At 60.0% G+C, this 25,264-nt stretch carries 26 protein-coding genes and 1 tRNA gene; 13 read left to right on the top strand and 14 right to left on the bottom strand.

Annotated elements, in window-relative coordinates; all coding sequences use genetic code 11:
- The first annotated feature begins 26 nt into the window (after positions 1–26).
- From rnhA to J3364_RS02555, 4 genes are all read left to right on the top strand, one after another.
- Positions 27–464 (top strand): ribonuclease HI, encoded by a 438-nt coding sequence (rnhA, locus tag J3364_RS02570; protein WP_349556450.1) that lies wholly within the window; start codon positions 27–29, stop codon positions 462–464.
- Between the two features lie 51 nt (positions 465–515).
- On the top strand, positions 516–1,253 hold the full coding sequence (dnaQ, locus tag J3364_RS02565; RefSeq protein ID WP_349556448.1) for a DNA polymerase III subunit epsilon: 738 nt from the start codon (positions 516–518) through the stop codon (positions 1,251–1,253).
- A 314-nt stretch (positions 1,254–1,567) separates the two neighbouring features.
- Positions 1,568–3,274, top strand: coding sequence for a FimL-related protein (locus J3364_RS02560; RefSeq protein WP_349556446.1), 1,707 nt, complete (start codon positions 1,568–1,570; stop codon positions 3,272–3,274).
- An 89-nt stretch (positions 3,275–3,363) separates the two neighbouring features.
- Positions 3,364–4,020 carry a multidrug transporter gene (locus J3364_RS02555; protein WP_349556444.1) on the top strand — a complete coding sequence of 219 codons (657 nt, stop codon included), beginning with the start codon at positions 3,364–3,366 and terminating at the stop codon, positions 4,018–4,020.
- A gap of 69 nt (positions 4,021–4,089) precedes the next feature.
- Here the strand turns inward: J3364_RS02555 and J3364_RS02550 are convergent, their stop codons facing one another.
- Positions 4,090–4,404, bottom strand: a complete 315-nt coding sequence (locus J3364_RS02550) for an SCP2 sterol-binding domain-containing protein (protein WP_203141061.1) — start codon at positions 4,402–4,404, stop codon at positions 4,090–4,092.
- A 252-nt stretch (positions 4,405–4,656) separates the two neighbouring features.
- On the opposite strand from J3364_RS02550, the gene sohB reads away from it, so the two are divergent.
- Both sohB and J3364_RS02540 read left to right on the top strand, forming a co-directional pair.
- The gene (sohB, locus tag J3364_RS02545) at positions 4,657–5,724 is read left to right on the top strand and encodes a protease SohB (RefSeq protein ID WP_349556442.1); all 1,068 of its coding nucleotides are present in this window, start codon (positions 4,657–4,659) and stop codon (positions 5,722–5,724) included.
- A 48-nt stretch (positions 5,725–5,772) separates the two neighbouring features.
- Entirely contained in the window at positions 5,773–6,762 is a 990-nt protein-coding gene (locus J3364_RS02540) for a YhdH/YhfP family quinone oxidoreductase (RefSeq protein WP_349556440.1), read from the top strand.
- A gap of 285 nt (positions 6,763–7,047) precedes the next feature.
- On the opposite strand, the gene J3364_RS02535 is transcribed toward J3364_RS02540, so the two are convergent.
- The 4 genes from J3364_RS02535 to metH form a co-directional block, all read right to left on the bottom strand.
- Positions 7,048–7,548: a DUF934 domain-containing protein gene (locus J3364_RS02535; protein WP_349556438.1), complete on the bottom strand. Its 501-nt coding sequence runs from the start codon at positions 7,546–7,548 to the stop codon at positions 7,048–7,050.
- On the bottom strand, positions 7,541–9,193 hold the full coding sequence (locus tag J3364_RS02530) for a nitrite/sulfite reductase (protein WP_349556436.1): 1,653 nt from the start codon (positions 9,191–9,193) through the stop codon (positions 7,541–7,543). The genes J3364_RS02535 and J3364_RS02530 overlap by 8 nt, the downstream gene beginning before the upstream one ends.
- Positions 9,194–9,601: 408 nt before the next feature.
- Complete coding sequence (locus tag J3364_RS02525; RefSeq protein WP_349556434.1) at positions 9,602–9,835, bottom strand: DUF2970 domain-containing protein; 234 nt, start codon at positions 9,833–9,835, stop codon at positions 9,602–9,604.
- Between the two features lie 50 nt (positions 9,836–9,885).
- Entirely contained in the window at positions 9,886–13,584 is a 3,699-nt protein-coding gene (gene metH / locus J3364_RS02520; RefSeq protein ID WP_349556432.1) for a methionine synthase, read from the bottom strand.
- Between the two features lie 214 nt (positions 13,585–13,798).
- Between metH and nfuA the strand changes: the two genes are divergently transcribed.
- The 3 genes from nfuA (at position 13,799) to J3364_RS02505 (ending at position 16,225) form a co-directional block, all read left to right on the top strand.
- Positions 13,799–14,386, top strand: a complete 588-nt coding sequence (gene nfuA, locus J3364_RS02515; RefSeq protein WP_123634430.1) for a Fe-S biogenesis protein NfuA — start codon at positions 13,799–13,801, stop codon at positions 14,384–14,386.
- A 244-nt stretch (positions 14,387–14,630) separates the two neighbouring features.
- On the top strand, positions 14,631–15,848 hold the full coding sequence (locus J3364_RS02510) for a DUF445 domain-containing protein (protein WP_349556430.1): 1,218 nt from the start codon (positions 14,631–14,633) through the stop codon (positions 15,846–15,848).
- Positions 15,849–15,871: 23 nt separating this feature from the next.
- Positions 15,872–16,225, top strand: a complete 354-nt coding sequence (locus J3364_RS02505; RefSeq protein ID WP_349556428.1) for a hypothetical protein — start codon at positions 15,872–15,874, stop codon at positions 16,223–16,225.
- On the opposite strand, the gene J3364_RS02500 is transcribed toward J3364_RS02505, so the two are convergent.
- From J3364_RS02500 to J3364_RS02475, 6 genes are all read right to left on the bottom strand, one after another.
- Positions 16,202–17,257, bottom strand: a complete 1,056-nt coding sequence (locus tag J3364_RS02500; protein ID WP_349556426.1) for a glycosyl transferase family protein — start codon at positions 17,255–17,257, stop codon at positions 16,202–16,204. The genes J3364_RS02505 and J3364_RS02500 overlap by 24 nt on opposite strands.
- Positions 17,258–17,264: 7 nt before the next feature.
- Positions 17,265–17,591, bottom strand: coding sequence for a TusE/DsrC/DsvC family sulfur relay protein (locus J3364_RS02495; protein WP_349556424.1), 327 nt, complete (start codon positions 17,589–17,591; stop codon positions 17,265–17,267).
- Positions 17,591–17,875, bottom strand: coding sequence for a sulfurtransferase complex subunit TusB (gene tusB / locus J3364_RS02490; RefSeq protein ID WP_349556422.1), 285 nt, complete (start codon positions 17,873–17,875; stop codon positions 17,591–17,593). The genes J3364_RS02495 and tusB overlap by 1 nt, the downstream gene beginning before the upstream one ends.
- Positions 17,875–18,225, bottom strand: coding sequence for a DsrE family protein (locus tag J3364_RS02485; RefSeq protein ID WP_349556420.1), 351 nt, complete (start codon positions 18,223–18,225; stop codon positions 17,875–17,877). Before J3364_RS02485 ends, tusB begins: the two co-directional genes overlap by 1 nt.
- The gene (gene tusD, locus J3364_RS02480; protein WP_349556418.1) at positions 18,222–18,641 is read right to left on the bottom strand and encodes a sulfurtransferase complex subunit TusD; all 420 of its coding nucleotides are present in this window, start codon (positions 18,639–18,641) and stop codon (positions 18,222–18,224) included. Before tusD ends, J3364_RS02485 begins: the two co-directional genes overlap by 4 nt.
- A 74-nt stretch (positions 18,642–18,715) precedes the next feature.
- Positions 18,716–19,438: a Bax inhibitor-1/YccA family protein gene (locus J3364_RS02475; RefSeq protein ID WP_123634484.1), complete on the bottom strand. Its 723-nt coding sequence runs from the start codon at positions 19,436–19,438 to the stop codon at positions 18,716–18,718.
- Between the two features lie 345 nt (positions 19,439–19,783).
- Here J3364_RS02475 and J3364_RS02470 point away from each other — a divergent pair.
- Positions 19,784–19,874, top strand: a tRNA-Ser gene (locus tag J3364_RS02470).
- A 110-nt stretch (positions 19,875–19,984) separates the two neighbouring features.
- Here J3364_RS02470 and cobS read toward each other — a convergent pair.
- Positions 19,985–20,755 carry an adenosylcobinamide-GDP ribazoletransferase gene (gene cobS, locus J3364_RS02465; protein ID WP_349556417.1) on the bottom strand — a complete coding sequence of 257 codons (771 nt, stop codon included), beginning with the start codon at positions 20,753–20,755 and terminating at the stop codon, positions 19,985–19,987.
- A 145-nt stretch (positions 20,756–20,900) separates the two neighbouring features.
- Here cobS and cobU point away from each other — a divergent pair, with 145 nt between their 5' ends.
- Positions 20,901–21,419 (top strand): bifunctional adenosylcobinamide kinase/adenosylcobinamide-phosphate guanylyltransferase, encoded by a 519-nt coding sequence (cobU, locus tag J3364_RS02460; protein ID WP_349556415.1) that lies wholly within the window; start codon positions 20,901–20,903, stop codon positions 21,417–21,419.
- Between the two features lie 6 nt (positions 21,420–21,425).
- On the opposite strand, the gene J3364_RS02455 is transcribed toward cobU, so the two are convergent.
- The gene (locus J3364_RS02455) at positions 21,426–22,058 is read right to left on the bottom strand and encodes a histidine phosphatase family protein (RefSeq protein ID WP_349556413.1); all 633 of its coding nucleotides are present in this window, start codon (positions 22,056–22,058) and stop codon (positions 21,426–21,428) included.
- A complete protein-coding gene (cobT, locus tag J3364_RS02450) occupies positions 22,055–23,116 on the bottom strand; it encodes a nicotinate-nucleotide--dimethylbenzimidazole phosphoribosyltransferase (RefSeq protein WP_349556411.1) in 1,062 nt (353 codons plus the stop codon). Before cobT ends, J3364_RS02455 begins: the two co-directional genes overlap by 4 nt.
- 147 nt (positions 23,117–23,263) lie before the next feature.
- Here cobT and cbiB point away from each other — a divergent pair, with 147 nt between their 5' ends.
- Both cbiB and cobD read left to right on the top strand, forming a co-directional pair.
- Positions 23,264–24,175 carry an adenosylcobinamide-phosphate synthase CbiB gene (cbiB, locus tag J3364_RS02445; protein WP_349556409.1) on the top strand — a complete coding sequence of 304 codons (912 nt, stop codon included), beginning with the start codon at positions 23,264–23,266 and terminating at the stop codon, positions 24,173–24,175.
- A gap of 14 nt (positions 24,176–24,189) precedes the next feature.
- Positions 24,190–25,257 carry a threonine-phosphate decarboxylase CobD gene (cobD, locus tag J3364_RS02440; protein ID WP_349556407.1) on the top strand — a complete coding sequence of 356 codons (1,068 nt, stop codon included), beginning with the start codon at positions 24,190–24,192 and terminating at the stop codon, positions 25,255–25,257.
- The last annotated feature ends 7 nt before the right edge of the window (positions 25,258–25,264 follow it).

The raw sequence follows: 25,264 nt of genomic DNA, 5'->3' as shown, positions 1-25,264 counted from the left end.
ACCTCAATAAAGGTAATCCAGTAGTCATGACAAAACGCGTAGTGCTCTATACCGACGGAGCCTGTAAAGGAAACCCGGGCCCCGGAGGATGGGGTGCGGTACTGAGTTACGGGGACCAGGAGCGGGAGCTCCACGGCGGCGAAAAGGAAACCACTAATAATCGCATGGAACTGATGGCTGCGATCCAGGGCCTGAAGGCGTTGAAGCGCCACTGCGAGGTCGATCTCTACACCGATTCCCAGTACGTGCGCAAAGGCATCACCGAGTGGATGAAAAACTGGAAAAAGAACGGCTGGAAGACCGCCGCCCGTAAGCCGGTCAAAAACGCGGACCTCTGGCGCGACCTGGATGAACTGACCGGATCCCACGACATCAAGTGGCACTGGGTAAAGGGGCATGCCGGCATTCCCGGTAACGAACGCGCCGACCAGTTGGCCAATCGCGGCGTTGAAGAGCTCGCCTGAACCGTCTGATTCATCGACTTTTTATTGACGTTATAACCACGGGAGTCCTCCATGCGCCAGATCGTGCTGGATACGGAAACCACCGGTATTGATCCCGAACAGGGCCACCGGATTATCGAAATCGGCTGTGTCGAGATGATGGAGCGCCAACTGACCGGCCGCCACTATCACGTCTATATCAACCCGGAGCGGGAAGTTGAAGCCGAAGCCCTGGCCGTTCACGGGATATCCAACGAATTCCTGGCCGACAAGCCACTGTTCCGTGATGTGGCCACCGAGTTCTTTGAATTCATCAAGGGCGCCGAGCTGGTCATTCACAACGCCGCGTTCGACGTGGGATTCATCAACCATGAATTCCGCCAGCTCGGGACCGGCTGGAAAGTCGAAGACCACTGCGGCGTGGTGGATTCCCTGGCCATGGCCCGCGCCAAACACCCGGGGCAGAAGAACAACCTGGATGCGCTGTGCAAACGCTACGGCATCGACAACAGCAACCGGGAACTCCACGGCGCCTTGTTGGATGCGGAGATCCTGGCCGATGTTTTCCTGCTGCTGAGTGGCGGCCAGACGGCCCTGTCCCTCGATGCCAATGGCGGCGACAGTAATGAATCCGTCGGCGGCATCCGGCGGCTGTCGCCCGAGCGTCGCAAGACCCGGGTCATTCGCGCGTCGAATGAAGAAAGCGAAGCGCATGATGCGCTGATCGAGGTGGTCGCCAAGGCGGGCGGTGAAGCCCTGTGGAACCGCATGGCATCGGGTGCGGAAACCGCTGAGCCGGCAGGCGAATAACGCCACGGCAAAAACCAGCAAAATAAGTACACAAGGCCTTTCTTGAGGTACTTGAGTTTTGTGTTATAAGTAAATGCTAATTCGGCTATTTTTCGCGTGCGTTCGGGATAAAAGAAGCTCCAATAACGGGTGTACGAACGCAAACGGGTGAGGACGTAGCGAGTCAGGGACTTCCGGACGGCTTGCCTGCCTGCGTCTGATCTCGCCGCACATTGAATGCCACAGGTGGTGCCGGTTCGCCGGTCAGAGTCGTCACCTGATCACTCGGCAGGGGAAGCGGTACTCTCCGCAATGCATATGGGAAGCGTCAATTTATGGTTCAATCGTCACTCGCGACGAAATCTCAGTCGTTTGATCTGGTCAAGAATGAAATAGAACAGACCATCAAACAGGCCGAGAGCAGCCTCGAACGCTTTCAGGAGAATCGTGAGAGTGGCGAGGATCTCCAGAACTGTGTCGATTTCCTGAACCAGCTGCGTGGTATCTTCGTGCTCGTCGAACTGCGTGGCGGTACGCTGCTGTGTCAGGAAGCCGTGGCCGTAGCCAACGACGTTCCCGTAGGCGCCAATGACGACAAGAACACTCTGTTGGCGGCACTCAGCAGCGCCCTGTTTATCCTGCGTCGCTATGTGGAGTACTACCAGCAACAGCGTGCAGATCATCCGGAACTGCTGCTGCCGATCACCAACGACCTGCGCGTTTCCCGCGGCGAGAAGCCGTTCCCCGAATCCTGTTTCTTTGAAGTGGATGCCCGTAAACGGCCGGATTTCTGCGCCAGCCTGACGTTGAATCCATTGGGTGGCGACGAAGCCGATTTCGATATCCACGCCCGGCGCACGCGCCTGATGTATCAGATTGGTCTGCTGGGCGTGCTCCGGGAGCGTAACGAACGCGTCAATCGCAAATTGATCGCACGGGCGGCGAAAGGGTTCGCGCGCCTGTGCAACGGAGCGCCGATGGGGCAGCTCTGGTGCCTGTTGTCGGTGGTCGCCGATACCATGCAGGACCGGGAGATGGGCTTCGGAAAATCCCGCAAACGCCTGTTCATGCGGATCGAAAAATACACCCGCGAAATTGTCTACATCGGCAAAGTGGCCATCGCCAAGGATGCACCGGACTCCCTGTTCAAGGAGCTGGTCTACATCCTGTATCGCAGCGGCAGTGCCAACCCGGAAGTGGCCCAGGTGCTTCAGGCTTACGGCATCACGCCGACGGAGTTCCCGGAAAACATCCTGGAGTCCCATCGCAAGCGTCTCTACGGGCCGGGGACCGATGTTCTGAAATCCCTGTCCAACGCGCTGCAGGAAGAGCTCAACCAGCTCAAGGACAAAGTGGACATTATCGAGCGGGGCATTGAGCCGGACCTGAACGAATTGGCCTCAATTGCCGGGTCGCTGGACCAACTGGCGGCGACGCTGTCCGTTCTGGATCTGAATAAGCTGGCGGATCTGTCCCGCAAGGAAGCCGCCCAGCTGCGCCGCTGGCATGCCGAGAACCGCCTACCTGAGGATGATGAGCTCTACAATCTGGCCAACGCGGTGCTGAGCATCGAGGATGCCACTTTGCAAATGGTCCAGCGGGGTATTACCACCGAGACCGATACCCTGGCCGTGGTGCCGGCCAGCCGGGAAGAGTCCACCTACCTGACCGAGGCCTACATCGTTGTTGCAGACGAGGCGAGGGCGGCATTGACCCTGGCCAAGCGGGCCATTACCGCGTTCATCGAGTCCGATTACGACAAGCTGCACCTGGCCAATCTGCCGGCCACCCTGCGCAGTATCTGGGGCGGCTTCATGATGCTGGAAGATGAAGAGGGAGCGGGCGTCCTGGCCCGGATCGCTGATTCGATCCAGTCCCGTCTATTGGACGCCCGTGAGCCGCCGCCGGCAACCGTGTTGGAAGCACTGGCCGACGCACTGACGTCTCTGGAATACTATATCGAAAGCATTGGAACCCGCGACGAGCGCAACCCGGATCTGCTCAAACTGGCGGAATCCTCGTTGGCGGATGTCGGTTTATAGGAGTGTCACAGAGGCTCCGCAAGCAGTTGGCTGACAGCCGGGGATGACCCGAAAGGTCGTCGCGGCCCTCGACAAAAAGAGAGCCCTGTATGCCCCAGGATTTTGCCCTGCTGACTCTGGCTGCCGTCGGCGGCCTGCTGGCCCTGTTCGGTCTGGCCTTCTTCATTCGTCCCCGCTGGTTCTTCAACTGGCTCAAGGGGACCTTCGCCATCCTCCTGATCCTTGCCGGCGCCTATATAGGATTGCTGGCGCTGGATCTGCGCCATTACCAGTCCCTGGACAGCATGGAAACCATTGCCACCATCGGCGTGACGAAGAGTGGTCCCCAGACCTGGCGCGTCCGTCTGGAGCGCGATGAGCAGCCGCCCCTGGACGTTACCCTGCGTGGCGACCAATGGCAGGTGGATGCCCGGATCATCCGGCTTGCTGGCCCACTGGCCTGGGTTGGTGTACCGCCGGCTTACCGGCTGGAGCGCCTCAGCGGCCGATACGTCAGCCTTGAGCAGGAGCGTAGTGGCGAGCGTACCGTATATTCGTTAGGACAGGATTCCTGGTTCGATGCCTGGACGCTGGATCAGGAATTCGGTTTGCCGTTTGTGGAAGCGGTGTACGGTAACGCGACGTTCATGCCGCTCAAAGACGGGGCGATCTTTGACGTTCGGCTGTCCAGTAGCGGGCTGGTGGCACTGCCCGGGAATCAACAGGCGCGTGAAGCAATGGAGGAGTGGTTTCCGAAGGCGGGCTGATCAAGAGGCGGGACGATGATGAAGAGCGATCCGGACCGAAGCCGCAGCACCGGTCCGGAGAACAGGCACTTAGCCCATGCTGAACAGTTCGCCCAGTTTGGTGGCCAGCATCATGTCGCCCTCGGCGCGCAGCTGACCGGCCATGAATGCCTGCATGCCGTCTGTTTCGCCGGAAACGATGCCCTGCAGGGTTTCAGAGTTCATGATCAGGGTGACGGATGGATCGTCGTGATCGCCTTCATTCAGCTGGCAGGTACCGTCGTTGATGACCAGGTGGTAGTTTTTGTCATCTTCGATGTTGAACTGGAAAACCAGATCCATACCAGCAGCGGCATCGGCGTTAAAGTTCTGTTCCAGTTTTTCAAAAACCTGAGCTACAGACATTGTTTTTCCCTTTTGAGTGAGCGTCTAAAAGCGTGGTGCCGGTGCTGCCCGCGCAGGATTCCGGCGAAACCAGTTCGACTTTAGGGACCGCGCCAAACCCTGTCAAGCTCGATCGAACGCTTGTTTGAAAAAGGAGTCTAACGGGCCTCGTTCGGCGTACTCACCCTCGGTTACAATCATCGGGTTTGTTGGGTCCGACAGTTGTGAACGGGCTCACCATCGACAACCGCATCGGGTAAACGGAGAACAGATTTGGAATTTCTGACGGATTACGGGCTATTCCTCGCGAAGACGGTCACTTTTGTGGTGGCGGTGCTGGTGATTGTGACCGCGGTGGTCTCTGCCGCCCATCGCAAACATGACGGTGACGAATCGGACGGGGAGCTTCACGTCAAACGCCTCAACGAGGGGTTTAAGCGCCTCAAGGAAAACCTGCATCAGAAGCTGCTGGGGGATTCTGACCGCAAAGCCTGGCTAAAAGCCCGCAAGAAGCAGAAGAAGGCAGAGGCGAAAGCCGAGAAAAAGGCCGCCAAGAGTGGCGAGAGCAAAGAGGACATCACCAGGCCACGTGTGTTCGTGCTTGATTTCAACGGCGACATCAAGGCGAGCGACAACGACCAGTTGCGCAAGTCCATCACCGCCGTCCTGAGTCTGGCGGAGCCGGAGCGGGATGAAGTGGTCATCCGCCTGGAAAGCCCGGGCGGCCTCGTTCATGCCTACGGCTTGGCCGCGGCGCAACTGGATCGTGTGCGCGCCAAAGGCATTCCGCTGACGGCCTGCGTCGACAAAGTGGCGGCCAGCGGTGGTTATATGATGGCCTGTGTGGCCGACCGCATTGTGGCATCGCCGTTTGCCATCCTGGGGTCGATCGGTGTTGTGGCCCAATTGCCAAACTTTCATCGCCTGCTCAAGAAAAATGACGTGGACTTTGAGATCCTGACCGCCGGCGAATACAAGCGCACGCTGACCATGTTTGGTGAGAATACCGACAAGGGGCGCAAGAAGTTCCTGGAAGACCTGGAAGACACCCATGTGCTGTTCAAAGAGTACGTTGGCGAACGCCGGCCCGCTGTAGATATTGAAGCGGTAGCCAATGGCGACATCTGGTTCGGCCAGCGCGCCCTCGATGTCCATTTGATCGATGAGCTGAAAACATCGGATGAATACTTGATCGACGCGTGTGAGCGGGCCGAAGTCGTTTCCGTCACATTCCGCCGCAAGCGCACACTGCCGGAAAAACTCGGGCTTGCAGCCAGCGGCGCGATCGAACACAGTTTCTGGAAGCTGGCGGGGATGCTGCGTCACCGTAACCTGCAGTGAGCCGGCGTATCGTCATCCCCGAAACCAACAACAAGGGAAGGATTTCAGATGAGCACCTATAAAGCCTGGCGAGTTCATGAAAAGGACGGGCAGTATGTCGGGGGTGTGGAAACCCTCGATACGGCCGACCTCCCGGAAGGCGAGGTCCTGATCCGCGTCACCCATTCCTCGTTGAACTACAAGGATGCGCTGTCGGCAAGCGGTAACAAGGGCGTTACTCGTACCTTCCCGCATACGCCGGGCATCGATGCGGCCGGCGAGGTGGTGGAAAGTGCCACTGGCACACCGGCGGTGGGGCAGCAGGTCATCGTGACCGGTTACGATCTCGGCATGAACACCGCCGGCGGTTTTGGTGAATACATCCGGGTGCCTGCCAAATGGATCGTTACCATGCCCGAGGGCTGGGACGCGCGCCGGGCCATGGTATACGGCACTGCCGGGCTGACCGCGGGGCTGAGTGTCGCCAAACTGCTGAAAATGGGCGCGACGCCGGAACAGGGCCCTGTGGCCGTGTCCGGGGCCAGCGGGGCGGTTGGCAGTGTGGCTGTCGAAATTCTGTCAGGGCTGGGCTTCAAGGTCACGGCGATCAGTGGCAAGGCCGATCAGGCGGACACGCTGACGAAGCTGGGCGCCGTGGAGCTTATGGGGCGCGACGCTCTGGACCCTGAGAAAAAGCCGTTGCTCAAGCCGCGTTTTGCCAATGCCGTGGATACCGTCGGCGGCAGCCCTCTGGCCGAACTTCTGAAACAGGTGATCCCGGGTGGTTCTGTTTCCTGTTGCGGTCTGGTGGCCGGCCCCCAGTTGGAGACCACCGTGCTGCCGTTTATCCTGCGGGGCATCAATCTGCTGGGTGTGGACTCGGTGGAGATTCCGCTGACTGAAAAGCAGGCCGTCTGGTCCAAGCTGTCTGGCGAATGGTCTTGTCCGGTGACCGAAGCCAGCGCTCGTGACATTGGATTAAATGAGCTGGACGATGCGCTGCAGGCGTTTCTAAAGGGGCAGTCTTCAGGCAGTCTGGTGTTGGTGCACGGTCGGTAGGTGATCGGCTATCCGGGCTATCTACGGGATGGCGCCGAGGCCTTCTACTACTGGCTCGAAATTGATACCGGTAGGTTGGGCTGACGAAGGAAGCCCAACATTGAAGGCCTAAATGTTGTGACCTCTATCATCATCCGGCCAAGGCACCCCTGTTCGGGCAATATGCAAAACCCGTGGTCGGCATTGTTGGGCTTCCTTCGTCAGCCCAACCTGCGATTGAGGATGTGCTCCGGAAACAAAAAAGACGGCCTCGGGCCGTCTTTTTTGTGTCAACGCAGGCGCTGATCAGGACGCACGACGACGGAACAGCGGTTCCTCAATGTCAGCAGCCGCCTGATAGGTATTGCTGAAGAAGTTCAGGCAATGCTCGGCCTGGTTGATGTCCTTGTCTTCCCGAAGCGCATAGGCGTTGAAACCGCAACGCTTCATATAGAACAACTGGTCCAGCAGCACATCACCCACGGCGCGCAGTTCGCCGGTGTAGCCATAACGCTCACGGAGCAGGCGGGCGATGCTGTAACCGCGGCCATCGGTGAACTTGGGGAAGTTCACGGCGATTACCGGCAGGTCGCCGATCAGGTCGGAGTAGTGCTCCGGCTCTTCGTGGCTGTCGAACCAGATGCCGATGTCGTTGCGGCCGGCGTAGTGGTTGCGATTCTCTTTCCAGACCGCGGCCGGCAACAGGGCCGGGCCGTCCGGCAGGGTCAGCTCCTGACCCTCTTCTGGCGCAGGCACCAGGGTCCATTCATCGTTGTGGAGGCCATCGTGGCGAATCAAATCAGGCATATACACGCTCCTTGAAGGGATCGATGCCAATGCGACGGTAGGTGTCCAGGAAGGTTTCTTCCTCGGTCCGTTTGTCGACGTAGACGTTGATGATCTTTTCGATCACTTCGGGCATTTCTTCGCGGGCAAAGGACGGGCCCAGGATCTTGCCCAGTGACGCATCGCGCTGTGACGAGCCGCCCAGGGAGATCTGGTAGAACTCTTCACCTTTCTTGTCGACGCCGAGGACGCCGATGTTGCCCACGTGATGGTGGCCACAGGCGTTCATGCACCCGGAAATGTTCAGGTCGATGTCGCCCAGATCATAGACGTAGTCCATATCGTCAAAGCGGCGCTGGATGGCCTCCGCTACCGGAATCGACTTGGCGTTGGCCAGGGCGCAGTAGTCGCCACCGGGGCAGCAGATGATGTCGGTCAGTGTGCCCAGGTTGGCGGTGGCGAAGCCCATCGGGCGGATCGCCTGCCACAGTTCGAACAGCTGGTCCTGGCGCACATCGGCCAGTACGACGTTCTGCTGGTGCGTCACGCGGACTTCGCCAAAGCTGTACTGTTCGGCCAGGTCGGCAATCTGCTCGAGTTGGCGATCGCTGACGTCACCCGGCGGTACACCGGTTTTCTTCAGGGTCAGGGTCACGATGCTGTAGCCCGGTTTCTTGTGGGCGTCGACGTTGCGTTTGACCCAGGCATCGAATGCCTTGCTTTCGGCACGCTGGGCAACCAGGGCGTCCGGGTTGTCGTCCAGAGCGGCGTAGTCCGGCTCGGTAAAGAAGGTCTTGACCCGTTCAATGGCTTCGGGAGTCAGGCGAGTCGGGGTGTCCTTGATATGAGCCCACTCTTCCTCGACCTTCTCGGCAAACACGTCCGGCGTCATGGCCTTGACCAGGATCTTGATCCGGGCCTTGAACTTGTTGTCGCGACGGCCGTAACGGTTGTAGACCCGCAGGATCGCTTCCAGGTAGGTCAGCAGATCCAGTTCCGGCAGAAACTCACGGATCACCGGGCCGACCACCGGGGTACGGCCCAAGCCACCGCCAACATACACGCGGAAGCCGACGTCGCCAGCGTCATTACGGACGATTTCCAGACCTATGTCATGCACCTGCACGGCAGCGCGGTCATGGTTCTCGGAAGCGTTAACGGCCACCTTGAACTTACGCGGCAGGAAGGCGAATTCCGGGTGGTAGGTTGACCATTGGCGGATCAGTTCACAATAAGGGCGCGGATCCAGCTCTTCGTCCGACTGGACGCCGGCAAACTGGTCCGTTGTCGTGTTCCGGATGCAGTTACCGCTGGTCTGGTTGGCATGCATTTCCACTTCGGCCAGTTCGGCGAGGATGTCGGGGACGTCCTCAACAGCCGGCCAGTTCAACTGCACATTCTGACGGGTGGTGAAGTGCGCGTAGCCCTTGTCGTAGTCGCGCGTAATGCGGGCCAGACGGCGCAGCTGCTTGGCGCGCAGCATGCCGTAGGGAACGGCGATACGCAGCATGGGCGCTACCCGCTGGATATACAGGCCATTCTGCAGTCGCAACGGCAGGAATTCATCCTCGGCGAGTTCACCAGCCATGGCGCGATCAGTCTGATGCCGGAACTGCGCAACGCGCTCATTCAGGATCTGCCGATCATATTCGTCATAAACGTACATAAAACGGTTCCCGGATACACTAATTCAATGTGGCGGCTAAGATACCAGCTTTGCCTTATGCACTAAATGATTATTTGAAAATATGCTAATAGCCGATCGCACTTAAAAGCCATTGGAAATAACGCCTTTCCAAACATAGGTTTATGATGTGTTTTTGGGCATATTTGTATTCGGTTTGTTCGATTCAATAAATCGATTTTATGAATAAAGCGGTAAATTCGTCTGAAATGAAAGGGCAGCCCGGCCAAACAGCAACTAGGATAAGAAAAAAGCCTTACGGAGAGGAGTGTCAGGATGAGCAAAAAGTCGTCGATGACCGACAGTCAGGTGGATGCGGTTGCAGCGGTCTGCCTGATCCTGCTGGTGGTGGCTTTTGCGGTGGTCTGGGTCAGCGGCCAATAAGACTTTTCACGTCTGGGTGGCCAGCACCCAGCGCACCACCAGGGCTACAGAAACCACGAAAAAGATCAGAAACAGGATTCCGCCAATGATGTAGGGCAGTGGAGAGCTGCTGCTGAAGTCATGGTGCCGATGGCGCTCGCTCTGGACACCGAAGGCGCCGGCCAGAATGCCCTGCATGACCTTGAGGACACCGGGTTTGCGAGGCGTTTTTTCAGGATCGTGGGTCTTGTCGTCTGCCATGGTGTGACTCCAGCGGGGCCGGCCGACAGCCCCGCCGTTGTCGCCCGACATTACTCTGCCGGATCGTACGCCAGACTCGGGGCCAGCCAGCGTTCAGCCTCCGCTTTGCTGATGCCTTTCCGTTTAGCGTAGTCCTCGACCTGATCCTGTCCAATCTTGCCGACCGAGAAATACTTCGCCTCGGGATGCGCAAAGTACCAGCCGGACACAGCCGCTGCCGGCAGCATGGCGAAATGCTCGGTCAATTCCATGCCGGCGTTGTCGGGGGCTTGCAACAGGTCGAACAGGGCGGCCTTTTCGGTGTGGTCCGGGCAGGCAGGATATCCGGGGGCGGGCCGAATACCGCGGTAACGCTCGCGAATCAGCGCGTCGTTGTCCAGGGTTTCCTCCGGGTCATAGCCCCAGAATTCCTTACGCACGCGCTCGTGCATGCGCTCGGCAAAGGCTTCCGCCAGACGATCCGCCAAGGCTTTCACCATGATGGCGTTGTAGTCGTCGTTCTTCGCCTTGTATTCCTCGGCCAGGTCATCGGCGCCAATACCCGCAGTCACCGCAAATCCGCCCACGTAATCGCACTGATCGCTGTCTTCCGGAAGCAGATAGTCGGACAGCGCCAGCATGGGTTTGCCTGGTGATTTTTCATCCTGCTGACGCAGATGGTGCAGGGTGGTCAGGACCTCCTGGCGGCTTTCGTCGGTATAGACCACCAGATCGTCACCGCGACGGTTGGCTGGCCAGAAACCGATCACGGCTCGCGCCTTGAGGCGCTTTTCCTCGAGAATCCGCTTGAGGATCGCCTGGGCGTCGTCGAACAGCGTCCGGGCGGCATCGCCGCGTTTGGGATCGTCAAAGATCGCCGGGTACTTGCCGGACATGTCCCAGGAAATGAAGAACGGCGTCCAGTCGATGTAGTCGACCAGTTCGTTCAGGTCGTAGTCGTCGAACACCTTCAGTCCGGTGAACGCGGGTTTGACCGGCTGGTAGCCGTCGAAGGAAATCTCCGTGTCCCGCTCGCGGGCGGCGGACAGATCAATGAGCTTCGTGCGCTCGCCCCGGTTCTTGCGGCGCTCACGGATCTTGTCGTACTCGGTGCGGGTGGACTCGACCAGCGGCTCCTTGGCGGTCCGGCTCAGCAGCTGTGAGGCGATATTGACGCAGCGGGACGCGTCCGACACGTATAGTGCCAGGTCGTTCTTGTACTGCGGCTCGATCTTGACCGCGGTATGCGCCTTGGAGGTGGTTGCGCCGCCGATCATCAGCGGCACGTCGAATTCCAGACGCTGCATTTCCCGGGCAACGTGGACCATCTCGTCCAGTGACGGCGTGATCAGGCCGCTGAGACCGATGATGTCCACGTTCTCTTCCTTGGCGGTAGCCAGGATCTTTTCACAGGGCACCATGACGCCGAGATCGATCACCTCGTAGTTGTTGCACTGCAGCACCACACCGACGATGTTCTTGCCGATATCGTGAACATCGCCTTTCACCGTCGCCATCAGGATTTTGCCCTTGGCCTGCTGCCCCTCGGTTTTCTCGGCTTCGATGTAGGGGATCAGGTGGGCCACCGCCTGCTTCATGACCCGGGCGCTCTTCACCACCTGCGGCAGGAACATTTTGCCGTCGCCGAACAGGTCGCCGACCACGTTCATGCCGTCCATCAACGGGCCTTCAATGACGTGTATCGGTCGATCGGCTTCCTGGCGGCAGGCTTCGGTATCCTCGATAATATAGGTAGTGATGCCCTTGACCAGCGCATGCTCCAGTCGTTTCTGAACGGGCCATTCGCGCCAGGCCAGATCTTCCTCCCGGGCTTTGCCGACTTCGCCACGATAGCGCTCGGCCGCTTCAAGCAGGCGATCGGTGCCATCTTCCCTGCGGTTGAGCACCACGTCGGTGACCAGCTCGCGCAACTCCGGATCGATCTCGTCATAGACCACCAGTTGTCCCGGGTTGACGATTCCCATGTTCATGCCGGCCTTGATGGCGTGATACAGGAACACCGAATGGATCGCCTCACGGACCACGTCGTTGCCCCGGAACGAGAAGGAGACATTGCTGACGCCGCCGGAAATGGACGCGTGGGGCAGGTTCTTGCGAATCCAGCCGGTCGCCTCGATAAAGTCGACCGCGTAGTTGTTGTGCTCTTCGATCCCGGTGGCGATGGCGAAAATGTTCGGATCGAAGATGATATCGCTGGGGTTGAAGCCCATGCCGACCAACGTGTCGTAGGATCGCTTACAGATTTCGGTTTTGCGCTTGAAGCTGTCCGCCTGGCCCTGTTCGTCAAAGGCCATGACCACGACAGCGGCGCCGTAGCGCATGCAGGATTTGGCGCGGGCGATGAACTCGGCTTCGCCTTCTTTCAGGCTGATGGAGTTCACCACCGCCTTGCCCTGGATGCAGCGCAAACCGGCTTCTATGACGTCCCACTTGGACGAGTCGATCATGATCGGGACGCGGGCAATATCCGGCTCGGACGCCACCAGGTTCAGGAAGCGGACCATCACGTCCTTCGAGTCGAGCATGCCCTCATCCATATTGATATCGATGATCTGGGCGCCGTTCTCGACCTGATCCCGGGCGACGCTGAGGGCTTCCTCGTACTGTTCTTCCTTGATCAGGCGCAGGAATCGCTTGGAACCGGTGACGTTAGTGCGCTCGCCAACGTTAATGAAGAGTGTATTCTCGTCCCCGGTGAAGGGCTCCAGGCCGGACAGGCGCAGCGCCGGTTTGATCTCGGGAATCTGGCGGGGTGGATACTTGGCCACGGCGTTGGCAATGGCTTCGATGTGGTCGGGGCGTGAACCACAGCAGCCGCCGATGATATTCAGGAAGCCGTCCCGCGCGAAGGCTTCGATAATGTCGGCCATTTCTTCCGGCGTCTGGTCATATTCGCCGAATTCGTTGGGCAAACCGGCATTGGGGTGCGCGCTGACGTAGGTGGTAGCCCGGTTGGACAGTTCCTCGATATACGGGCGCAGCGCATCGGCACCCAGCGCGCAGTTCAGGCCCACGGAAATCGGCCGGGCGTGAGCAATGGAATTCCAGAAAGCCTCGGTGGTCTGGCCGGACAGGGTACGGCCGGAGGCATCGGTGATCGTGCCGGAGATCATGATCGGCAGCTCAATGCCGCTATCCTCGAAATACTGCTGGGTGGCGTAAATGGCGGCCTTGGCGTTCAGCGTGTCGAAGATGGTCTCGATCAGGATCAGGTCGGAGCCGCCTTCCACCAGACCCTTGACCGCTTCGTAGTAGTTCTCGTACAGCGTCTGGAAATCGACGTTGCGATAACCGGGGTTGTTCACATCCGGAGAGATGGAGGCCGTACGCGATGTTGGCCCGACGGCACCGGCAACAAAGCGGGGCTTATGGGGCTCACGCTCGGTAAATTCATCGGCAATCTGGCGCGCCAGTTGCGCACCGGCCACGTTGAGCTCGTAGGCCAGCGACTCCAGGCCGTAGTCGCTCTGGGAGAGCTGCGTGGAGTTGAACGTGTTGGTCTCGATGATATCTGCGCCGGCCGCCAGGTAATCCGCGTGGATATTGCGGAGCAGGGCAGGCTGGGTCAGGTTCAGCAGGTCGTTATTACCCTGGACATCACGATCGTAGTCCTTGAAGCGCTCGGCCCGGAAAGCGTCCTCGTCCAGCTTCAGGTTCTGGATCATGGTCCCCATGCCGCCGTCGAGGATAACAATGCGTTCCTTCAGGGCGTTGTGCAACTGCTTCAGTCGGGTCTCACGATCACTCATAGGGACTTTTCCGGGTTGTGTTGATCTGAATCGGGGCGCGAAATAATAGCAAAGATGCGGCGTATAGTCGTTAGGGGGCTTGCAATCGACGTGACCGCCTTCAAATCCATCGTCAAGATCAATGATGATTATAAAGACTGAGTAAAATACTAGGTCTTTTATGTTGGCCCATGGTGCCTTAAAATGAACTCAAATTCTCAAGCAGGTTAGAGAAATGGCATTGGTTACCGTTACTGATTCTGCCCGGGATTACCTGGCGCAACTGATCGAGAAGCAGGATGTCGAGGGTATGGGTGTCCGTATTTTCGTGACCCAACCGGGCACGAAGCATGCGGAAACCTGCCTGGCTTATTGTCCGCCCAACGAGGTGGTGCCGACGGACGAAACGGTTGATCTGGACAAGTTCACCCTGTTTCTGGATCACAACTCCGTTCCGTTCCTGGAAGATGCGTTCGTGGACTATTCCAAGGACAAGATGGGCGGCCAGCTGACCATCAAGGCGCCCAATGCGAAAGTGCCGAACATCGACGAGAACGCGCCACTGCCGGATCGGATCAACTACATCCTGGCTTCCGAGATCAATCCCGGGCTGGCGTCTCACGGCGGTGAGGTGTCGCTGGTCGAAGTGGCGGATGGCTCCATCGCGGTGCTTCGTTTCGGCGGCGGCTGCCAGGGTTGCAGCGCGGTCAGCCTCACCCTGAAGCAGGGCGTCGAGACCACGCTGACCGAGCGGATTCCGGAACTGACCGGCGTGCGTGACGTGACGGATCACTCCTACACCGAGAACGCCTACTACCAGTAAGCGTCATGATTCGACAAGAAAGGTGCCGCTGGCACCTTTTTTTGTGCCCGCCCGTTTCGTGGACTTTCCAGTCTGGTTTTTTTCGGCAGGACGGCCAATGTTACCGTCTTTCCGCTGGCCCATCATGGCTATCATAATAAGGCTCGCGATAGCCAACACAGGTTCCGGACTCTCTATCGAGTAGGTCCGACGATGACGCTTATGTTCCGGCTCGGCAGGCCCGGACAGATTGACTGGGGTATCCATGTTCAGCGATTCAACGCTGTGGTCCATTCCTTTGATGGCCGCTTTTGTTGGCTGGTTTACCAACTGGTTGGCGATCCAGATGTCCTTCTATCCGGTGAATTTCATCGGTTTGGGGCGCTGGTTCGGCTGGCAGGGGGTGATCCCACGCAAGTCGGAGAAGATGGCCCACATCTGTGTGGACCGCACGCTGCAGCAATTCGGCGACCTCAGCCTGGTCTACGAAAAGCTGGATCCCGAACGCATCGTCCAGCAGGTCGTCTCCCAGGTCACGCCGCGGCTGGATGAGTACATCGATGAGATCATGTACGACGTGCAACCGGTTCTCTGGGACAACATGCCCATGTTTTTGCGCAACCGGATCTACCAGTGGGCCCGGGAGCAACTGCCCGCGCGAATTGAATCCCTGGTCGAGGATTTTGGCGACGACCTCAGTGACATCGTTGACCTGAAAGCGTTGCTGAGTCGCGAGCTCAAACGTCACCCGGACCTGATGAACCGTATCTTCCAGCAGGCCGGCGCCGTGGAACTGCGTTCGGTCGTCAACAAGGGCGCCCTGATCGGTGGCCTGCTCGGCGCGGCCATTCTGCCGGCCTGGATATCCTTTCCGTTTCCGTGGTTGCTGCCGCTGACCGGTTTCGTGGTCGGCTTCCTCACGAATTGGCTGGCGATCAACCTGATTTTCCGCCCCCTCAATCCGTTCCGGATCCTGGGCTGGCAGGTGCAGGGCCTATTCCTGCGCCGTCAGGACGAAATCAGCGACGTCTGGAGCCGCCTGGTTGCCGAAGAGCTGCTGACAGTGGAAAAGGTCGCCGACGCCATGATCAACGGACGGGAAGGCGGCCGAACCCGAGCCATTGTCCAGAAACATCTGCGGCCACTGCTGGATCAGTCGGTGTTGATGAAGCTGGGCGCCCAACTGAGTGTCGGGATGAGCGGCTATACCGAGCTGAAGAAGGCTATGAACGACAAAGCCATCCTGGCGACGGGGCATGTGTTCTGCGATCCGGAGTTCAATCGGGAGCGGGCACCGGTGGTCGCCGGTGTTCTGGCCCAGCAAATGAAGGCGCTCGGCCCCGCCGAGTTCCAGGATATCCTGCGACCGGCCTTCAAGGAGGAGGAGCTGTACCTGATGCTGGTGGGCGGCCTGTTGGGCGCTATTGCCGGCGTGGTACAACTGGGTTTTCTTTATTACTGGCCGGTTTCGATCGGCTTTTAGGGCAACACACGGAGATCCCCGCCATGGCGATCTGGCAAGATATTCTCGTACACATCGTGGTGACCGCGATAACCGTGCTGGTGGTACTGGCGGCCTTCTACCGCTTTGTTTTGCGCCCGTACATCGATCGTAAGGTGGATGAGCTGAAAGCGGCCGGTGACAGCGTCGAACAGCGCGTACGCCAGGGAGTGAAAGAGGGCGTCAGGGAAGGGCTGATGGATCTGCCGGAAAGTACCTTCAAGGAATCGACTCGAACCTTCCTGAAGTTTGGCTCGGGCCTGGTTGAGAACGGGCTCAGCAGCTTTCTCGGTTCCTTTGACGATCCGGAGCGGCGGGACAATAGCCGTCCGGATTCAGCCCGTAACGGCCAGCGCTGAGTCGAATCGCTGGCGGTCGCGCTCATTCCACAAGGCTTCCGCCCGGGCCAGAGCCGTGTCATGGCTCTCGGCACGTCCGGCTTCATAAAGCGCGAGGGCGGCCGTGGAGATAACGGCGGCTTCGCCATACTCATCCGATAGATCGCCCTGCCAGACCCGCGCCATATCCGTCACATCGATCTTCTCCGGCTTGACGTGTCGTTGCGGGAACAGTGCCGACCAGCTGTCTTCTTCGGTCACGAATCCGTCACCGTCCCGGCGGGCCCGGAAGACCTTCATAACGTTGTCCGGGTTGCGTTCGATCTCACCGCCTTCGCCCCGAATGACCGCAACACGCTCGTAGCCCAGTAGCTCACCGGCGCCCTGATGCAGGCCGGCGTAGGGCGGATGGAAAATGCCTTGCAGCACCACGGGCGCCGACAGTGGGTTGATCAGTCGGGACAGTGAATGCACCGGCGAGCGCAGTCCAAGAATTGGGCGCAGCTCGATCATCTCGGCCAGGCGAGGCGCGACATCGCGCAGGTGCATGTAGGACAGGTTGGTTTCGTCCAACTGGCGGGCGGCCGCTTCCCAGTCGTGGGCGACAGGAAAGCCGAATGTTTCCATGACGCTCGTCAGATAAATCCGCTCCGGTGTATGTCCTTCGGCGCCGTGGACGAAAACCCGCAAGCCGGCGTCGGCCAGGAGCAGCAGAGAAAAGAAAAACCAGGGCGCGTGCCGGCGTTTACCGGCGTAGGACGACCAGTCAATATCGACGGTCAGTCCTTCGGGCGCATTGGCCTGGGCCCGAACGGCGTCCACAAAGCCGGCCAGTTCTTCCGGCGACTCTTCCTTGACCCGCATCAGCATCAGGAAGGCCCCCAGCTGCACGTCTTCCACCTCGCCGGCGAGAATCATCCCCATGGCATGGCGGGCCTCGATCCGGTTCAGTGAGCGAGAGCCGCGCTTACCCCGGCCAAGAATGCGCACATAGGGCGCAAACGGATGTTCGCCGGGTTTGGTTTCGGGCAATGAGGCGTGTTCGTCGGACATGGTGTACCTACAGGCAGTTGGTGGGCCGGGGAAGCCCGGCAATCCGGCAGGCCACCTTCACGGCGCTGGTTCCGGGAAACAGCTGCATCAGGTAGATGCTGTTGCCTTTTTCCTCGCCAAAGTGCTGCTTCACGGCCTTCACGAAAAAACGGGCGGCTGGCGGGGCCATTTCATGCTCGGCGTAGAATTCGCGCAGCATGTGAATGATCTCCCAGTGGGCGTCGTTCAACGCGATGTCCGACTCGGCGGCGATGCGCTCGGCCACCGGCGGCGTCCACGCCTCGGGATTTTCCAGAAAGCCTTCACTGTTGCGGGCGGGCATTACAACGGACATTACCAGCACACTACCTTATCTGCTTGAAGCGTCAGAGTAACAAATTCGGGGAAGTCTATGGACTGTACCTGAAATGGGTTGGTTTCCACAGAGAGGCCGCGCGCTTCGGCGTCCGGCTGCAGCGCGTACAGCGTAATGCCGTCCGGCCATGACAGCGTCGTGTCGACGGTCGCCAGAACGGCGTTTTCCGTCAGCAACAGGCTGTCACCGGCCCGGAGGTCTGCCAGGCAGGCGGAAAATCGCGGAACGTCGGGAGCCTTGTTCAGGATATGCAGGCAGTTCATCAAAGGCGTACCACGTCAGTGAATTGGTTTTCCAGATCCCGGACGGTGTCGATCGCCGATAGCGTCAGGCCTGGATCGACATAGGACCCAAGTCGGTCCAGTTCCGCCTTCGTCACATACAGCGATTCGATCCCGAAGATGGTGGCGGCGGACAAATTGCGGGAAACGGTTTTCTGTTCAATTCGCTTCGGCTGTTGGTCGCCGCGCAGCCAGTGGACGCCCTGTCCGGTAAACAGCAGGGCCAGGGATTGGTCGAAGGCGGCCGCTGACAGCGCCATATCCAGCGTTTCACGTCCGCTCCAGTCGCCGTAGGGCGCTCGATCGATGACGAACAGGTAGCGGCGGCTCATGATTGGCCTCCGTTAAAATACAGGGTGCGCGTGCTGTCCTGGGTTGCGGCCAGCCAATCGCCCAATCCGGCGACCTGGTAGGGTGCCGATACATTGCTGGCGGGCTTCTCGTAGCGCCTGGCTTCGGAGTCGTCCAGCAAGCCGCGCCTCAGGGCCGATGCGATGCAGCAGGTGGCCGGAATCTGGTGTTCGTTGAGGAATGCCCGCCATTCGGCCGGCCAGTCGGTTTCATCGCTGGGCGGGCTGGCCAGGTTGGAGGCCAGGTGTACGCCGTCGCCATACAGGAAAACCTGGGCGATGGTGTGACCGCCGGATATTGCGGCACGAGCGAAGTGCAGGGCGGTCTGGGGCGCCTGACTGGCGTAGGGGGCGCCGGTGATTACGAGGGTAAAGCGGGCAGCGTCCTCAGCAGCCATGAGCATTCCTTAAACGGCTTAGACGAAAAAACCCCGGCGAACCGGGGTTTCTGGTACGGGAAGCCTGAATGATATCAGTCGTCGTTCAGGGCGCCCAGAATGTGCAGCAGGCTGACGAACAGGTTGTAGATGTTCAGGTACAGCGCTGTGGTCGCCATGATGTAGTTGGTCTCACCACCATGAATGATACGGCTGGTATCAAACAGGATGAAACCGGACATCAGCAGCACGATGGCAGCACTGATCGCCAGGCTGAAGGCTGCGACGTCAACGCCGAACATGCCCGCAACGAGGGAGCCCAGAGCAGCAACCAGCACTACCACCAGACCGGCCATGAGCATGCCGCCCATGAAGCTGAAGTCCTTCTTGGTGGTCAGGACGTAGGCCGACAGGGTCATGAAGACAATGGCGGTACCGCCCAGCGCCTGCATGATGATGGCGCTGCCGTTGGACATGGCCAGGTAATGGTTAAGCAGCGGGCCGAGGCCCAGGCCGAGCAGACCGGTGAAAGCAAACACGACGGCGATGCCGGCTGAGCTGTTCGCGGTCCGCGGCAGCACCAGCCATACGAGGGCCAGAGCACCCAGACTGCAGATCAGGCTGGCCCCCTGGCCGAGGCCGATTGACATGGACACACCGGCCATAATGGCGCTGAACAACAGCGTCATCGAGAGCAGGGAATAGGTATTGCGCAACACCTTCATCGCATTGGCGTCGATACCGGTCGTTGCACTTCCGGTATGGCTCTGGGCATAGGCACCCTGGCCGTTGCGAACTTGGAAGCGTCTGTCGTCCATCATAATCTCCAGTCAGATGGTGGAACGTTAAGGTTGGAACTTTCGAAGCAGTCTAGTGGCGCCTCTGTATCTATACGGGAACGGATGGCGATCCGCTTTACCGTGCTTGCAACAGAACCGCCACTAGACTACTTCAACAGTTCAATCAACCTATCCTCATGATAAGGGCAAATACGCAAGATTCAACGTCTTATCAAAGAATTTGTAACGCTTGGACCGAATTGTCTGTTTTTGGTTCAACATCATGGGATAACGATAAAATTCCCGTGAATCGACGTTGACAGGCCAATCGATTCCGGTATCATGCTCCCCGCTGTCGCAAGGCAGCTCGCGACAAGCGAATACGGTGGGCTGGCAGAGTGGCTGAATGCAGCGGTCTTGAAAACCGCCGAGGGTTAATAGCCCTCCCGGGGTTCGAATCCCTGGCCCACCGCCACTTTTCTTCTCTTCCCGGTATCCCCGAACGTTTCCCAAGACGATCCGCACCAGATTCGGTGCAAACCACCTTCAGTGATTCCTGTGAGTTTCCCAGGGGCCGGATTTTGTTTAGATCGCCAGCCCGATCAGCAAGACCAGTTCTGACAGAACCACGCTGGCTCCCAGCGCATCCCCGGTATAGCCCCCCAATTGCGTTTTCAGATAACGGCCCCAGACCAATGCGACGCCAGCGGTGGCCAGCAGGCTGACCAGCAGCAATGCGTCATCCTTTAGCGTGCCGGTCAGAACGATGAGCAGGGTCACGACAAAGGCCAAGCCCAGCCGTTTGGCCGGAAAGCCGGAGGCAACCGGCTTCGTTTTACTGTGCTCGGACAAGGTGGCGTAAGGCAGGTAGTGCATCATCAGCAGGGGCGTAAAACGCGAGATGGCCGGTGCCAGCAACAGCGCCAGCCAGATCGGCCGGGTATCCAGCAGCAATGCGGCTTTCAGCGCCAGGGCCATGATCAGGGCAGCCGCACCGTAGGTGCCAATCCGGCTGTCCTTCATGATGCGCAGCCGATCCTCCACCGTGTATCCGCCGCCCAGGGCATCAACGCTGTCGGCCAGGCCGTCCTCATGGAAGGCGCCGGTCAGCCAGAGGTGCAGAATCATCACGAGCAACACGCTGACGAGCGGGCTGAAAACCGCGTCCAGGGAAACGTAAGCTACGGCGTAGATGACGCCCAACAGCAGCCCTACGAGGGGAAAATACATGCTGCTGTTGTTCATGCGCTGCCGGGAATAATCGATCCGGACCGGCAACGGAATCCGGGTGAGAAAACTCACGGCCAGCCAGAAGGTTTGCCATTCCTGATTCAGTCGGGACGTTGGTGCGCTCACGTTCAACTCGTTCTGCCGGTGGAAGGCGCATTTTAAAGGGAAATGGTTGAATTGACAGGGGCAGGGGCGTCGACGTGTTAACCTGTGCGGCCCCGCTGCCTTGGCGCAGGGTTTGATGATCGTGGAACGTTAGGAGATCCGGCGGATGGCCGAAAACATACTGGTTCTGGGCGGGATTCGCTCCGGCAAGACGGCGTTGGCGGAACAGATGGCGGCTGATTCCGGCGCCCCGGTCACCTACGTGGCCACGGCGACGGCCGGCGATGACGAGATGGCGCGCCGGATCAAGCGGCACCAGTCATTGCGTCCCGATGGGTGGGGGCTGGTCGAGGAGCCGGTCTCGTTGGGTCGTGTGCTTGACTCGCAGTCGTCCGACAACTGCCTGCTGGTGGATTGCATGAGTCTCTGGCTCAGCAACTTGCTGCATGCCGGTGACGAGGTGTTGGAGCTGGAGAAACAGCGATTCATTGATACGTTGAGCGCTCACGCGGGGCCCGTGGTGATCGTCAGCAATGAGGTCGGGCTGGGAACGATCGGCATGGACCCGCTGACCCGGCGTTTCTGCGACGAGCTGGGGTGGCTGAATCAGGCGCTGGCCCGGGTCTGCGATCGGGTCGTGATGAGTGTGGCCGGGCTGCCGCTGACGTTGAAAGCGCCCGCCTGATCCCACTCAGCGCAAGTGGGGTTCGGAAGCCAGCGGCGTGTGACTCAGCAGGGCACTGAACTCCCCGTGTGGCGTCCGGTCAACGCGGATCCGGCTGCGGCAGGCAAAGGGCACGGCAAATCCGGAAAACGACTGGCTGAGCGGGATGCCAAGCACATTGGCCAGGATCATCCGGATAACGCCGCCGTGGCAGACAAGCAGGATCCGTTTTCCGGGGTAAGTCGCTTTCAACTGCGTCCAGCCGCCCAAGACCCGCTCGGAAAAGGCCGTAAGCACTTCGCCCCCTGCCGGTGTATTGGCGACCGGATCCGCCCAGAAGCGTTTCAGGTGATCGCCGTACGCCGCCTCAATATCCGTTGCGGTTTTGCCTTCCCAATCCCCGAAACTGACTTCCCGCAGACGGTTGACCACCTCGACATCGAGCCCATGCTCCGCTCCCAGCCATTCGGCAAATCCGCGGCACCGTTGCAGCGGCGAGGTCACGATCACATCCCAACGGTCTTCGCTTGAGATCGCTGTGCGCATTTGCTGCCAGCCGGTCTCGCTGAGGGGATCGTCCTTGCTGCCCCGGAACATGGGGCCGCCACTGGGTTCACCGTGGCGGATCAGATCGATCAGCGTCGCACCGTCATCACTCATGCGTCACTCCCGTCACTGACACCGGCATCGGCAAAGCTGGCCATCTGGTTGTGCAGTGCGCACGCCGAGCGCAGCAACGTGACGGCGGTCGCGGCACCACTGCCTTCGCCCAGCCGCATGCCCAGGTCAAGCAACGGCTCCGCGTCCAGCGCCGCCAGCACGCGGCGATGACCCTGTTCCGCCGAGCAGTGGCCGAAGTGCAGCCAGGCGCTCAATGCGGGTTGTTGACGAACGGCCACCAGGGCCGCCGCCGAGGCAATAAAGCCGTCCACCACGACGGGAATGCCCCGGGCTGCGGCGCCCAGGTAGGCGCCGGCAATGGCCGCAATCTCGAAGCCGCCCAGTGATTGCAGAACCGCCAGCGGATCGCGGTTTTTTCCATGCCGCTCAAGGGCACGACCAACGACCATCGCCTTATGTTTGATCGCTTCCGGATCGAGCCCGGTCCCGGCGCCTACCAGCGTTTCGGGCGCTTCATCCATCAGGGCGCAGGCGACCGCGGCCGCAGCCGTGGTGTTGCCTATGCCCATGTCCCCGGCAATCAACAGATCGGCGCTGGCTTCGGCGGCCCGTGCGGCGACCTGGTCACCGGCGGCAAGGGCCTCTGCCAGCTGGCTATCGGTCATGGCCGGTTCCACTGCAATGTTGCCGGTCGACGGCGCAATGACCGCCTGTACCACGCCGGGCAGGTCGGCTGGCACCTCACCGACGGTGCCGAGATTAACGACCTCCAGTGAAGCCCCCAGCTGTTTGGCCAGCACGTTGATCGCAGCGCCACCGCCGGCGAAATTGGCAATCATCTGGGCGGTCACCGCCTGCGGAAACGCGGAGATACCTTCCTCACACACACCATGATCGCCTGCAAACACGGCGATATGAACGCGGTCCGCGGAAGGAGTCTGGCGGCGTTGCTGGCCACACAGAGCAATCGCGGCTTTTTCCAGGCGCCCCAGGGATCCGGGCGGTTTGGTCAGCTGGTCTTGCTGCTCCCTGGCGCGTCGGGTGAACGCCATATCAGGCTCGGGTAGGGGGTGGGTCCAGGCAACCGGTAGGGTCATAACACATTCCTGCAGGATGAGCGGGCGGACGATAGTCGTACGGTGCCGGTATGGTGTCAAGGTGGTGTCGGTCGAGTAGACTGTGCCGCTTGTCTGGAATCATGCCCCGGGTCAATTGCCGGGCAATTACGTCGAGGAAGGCCTGAATTGTTAGCATCTGCCGGTGTCTGTCTGCTTGCCGTGCTGCTGGATCATTGGCTGGGAGAACCCCGGCGATGGCATCCGCTGGTTGCCTACGGTCGATGGGTATCCCGGGTCGAACAGGCTCTGAATCGGGCTCCGGGTTCGATCAGCAATGGTGTGGCGGGCGTGTTGATCCTGACCGTCCCGATAACCGGGTTCGCCTGGCTGGTCACTGCGGTAACGCCCGAACCGTTGCTGCTGATACTCGAGGTTGTTGTACTCTGGCTGGCCATGTCCCTGAGAGGTCTCGCCGAGCATGGGCAGGCCGTCGCCGTTGAACTGGAAAAGGGTGACTTGCCGGCAGCCCGGGAGGCGGTGGGCCGGATCGTCAGCCGCAAAACCGAGGCCCTGGACGACACCGGCGTAGCCACCGCGGCCACGGAATCCATGCTGGAAAACGGAGCGGACGCGGTGTTCGCCAGCCTGTTCTGGTATCTCGTGGCCGGGCTGCCCGGGGTCGTCCTGCATCGCATGGTCAACACGTTGGACGCCATGTGGGGTTATCGCAATGAGCGGTTCAACCGGTTTGGGCGATGTGCCGCGCGCCTGGACGACGTCATGAATGTGATCCCGGCTCGTCTGACAGCGCTGACCTATGCACTGGTCGGGCAAACCCGAAGGGCCTGGCTGTTTTGGCAGGCGCAGGGGCGATCCTGGGAAAGCCCCAATGCCGGCCCTGTGATGGCAGCCGGCGCCGGCGCGCTCGGCGTGTCCCTGGGTGGCGCTGCACCCTACAGTGAAGGGCTCCGGCAGCGTCCGGTACTGGGCGATGGGCCTGCGGCGACAGCGGATTCGATACGGGCCTCGATCCGCCTCGTCTACCGGGGTGTTGCATTGTGGCTGATCGCGACGGTGTTGTTGTCGGTCATCCTGTGAAACCGGAAGGAACCATGGCATCTCCAAATAACCTGGCACACGGCGGGCGTCTGAATGAGGCGGTACGTCGCTGGCTCATTCCGAGAGAACAGTGGCTGGATCTGTCCACCGGCATCAATCCGGTCGGTTGGCCGATCCCGTCTTTACCGGCGAGCGTCTGGCAACGACTTCCTGAGGACGATGACGGACTCGAATTGATCCTGAAAAGCTGGGCCCAAGCCGCAGAGGGTTCAGGTGTCCTGCCAGTGCCCGGTTCCCAGGCCGCTATTCAGGGTTTGCCTCGGCTCCGCGTCCCGTGCCGTGTAGGTGTGCCCGCACCGGGCTACGAGGAGCACGGTCGTTGCTGGGCGTCGGCGGGTCATGACGTCGTGCCCGTGGATGTCGCCAAGGCTGAAGGCAACGAAGATTGGCTCGATGCGCTGGATGTCCTGGTCTGGATTCATCCCAATAACCCGACGGGATTGCAGGTTGATCGTGAGACGCTGTTGCACTGGCATGATCGCTTGCAGTCCCGGGGTGGCTGGCTGGTGGTCGATGAGGCTTTCCTGCTGCCGGATGAAACCACTCACAGCCTCGCACCGTTTGCCGATCGTCCCGGGCTGCTTGTTCTCAAGTCCATCGGCAAGTTCTTCGGGCTCGCGGGGCTGCGAGCGGGCACCCTGTTCGGTGAGTCCGGAATAGTCGATCGACTGGCCTCCGACCTCGGTCCCTGGGCCGTCAGCGGGCCGGCACGCGCCATCCTGGCCGAAGCGTTGACGGATAACGGCTGGCAAACACAAACCGCAGAGCGCTTGCGCCGGGATCGCGACCGGCTAGCCGGTTTGCTGGCAGGGGCCGGGTTGTCGGTGACCGGAGGCACGGCGCTGTTCCAGTACGTTGTGACCGAAGAGGCCGTCTCGCTGGCCGACCAACTGGCCGCTCGCGGGATTCTGGTTCGTCGGTTTGAGGCACCGGCCGCATTGCGGTTCGGGCTCCCCGGTGTCGAGAGCGAGTGGGCCCGACTTGAGCAGGCGTTTCGCGACATCCGGAGTGCGGCCGCTGCGGGCCACTCGTTCGACGATCCCCAATCTTCCGCGTTTTAACCACAGG

It is taken from the genome of Marinobacter sp. NFXS9 (assembly GCF_040148665.1).
Classification (GTDB): domain Bacteria; phylum Pseudomonadota; class Gammaproteobacteria; order Pseudomonadales; family Oleiphilaceae; genus Marinobacter_A; species Marinobacter_A mangrovi.
This window is presented reverse-complemented; position numbering and strand designations above follow the sequence as displayed.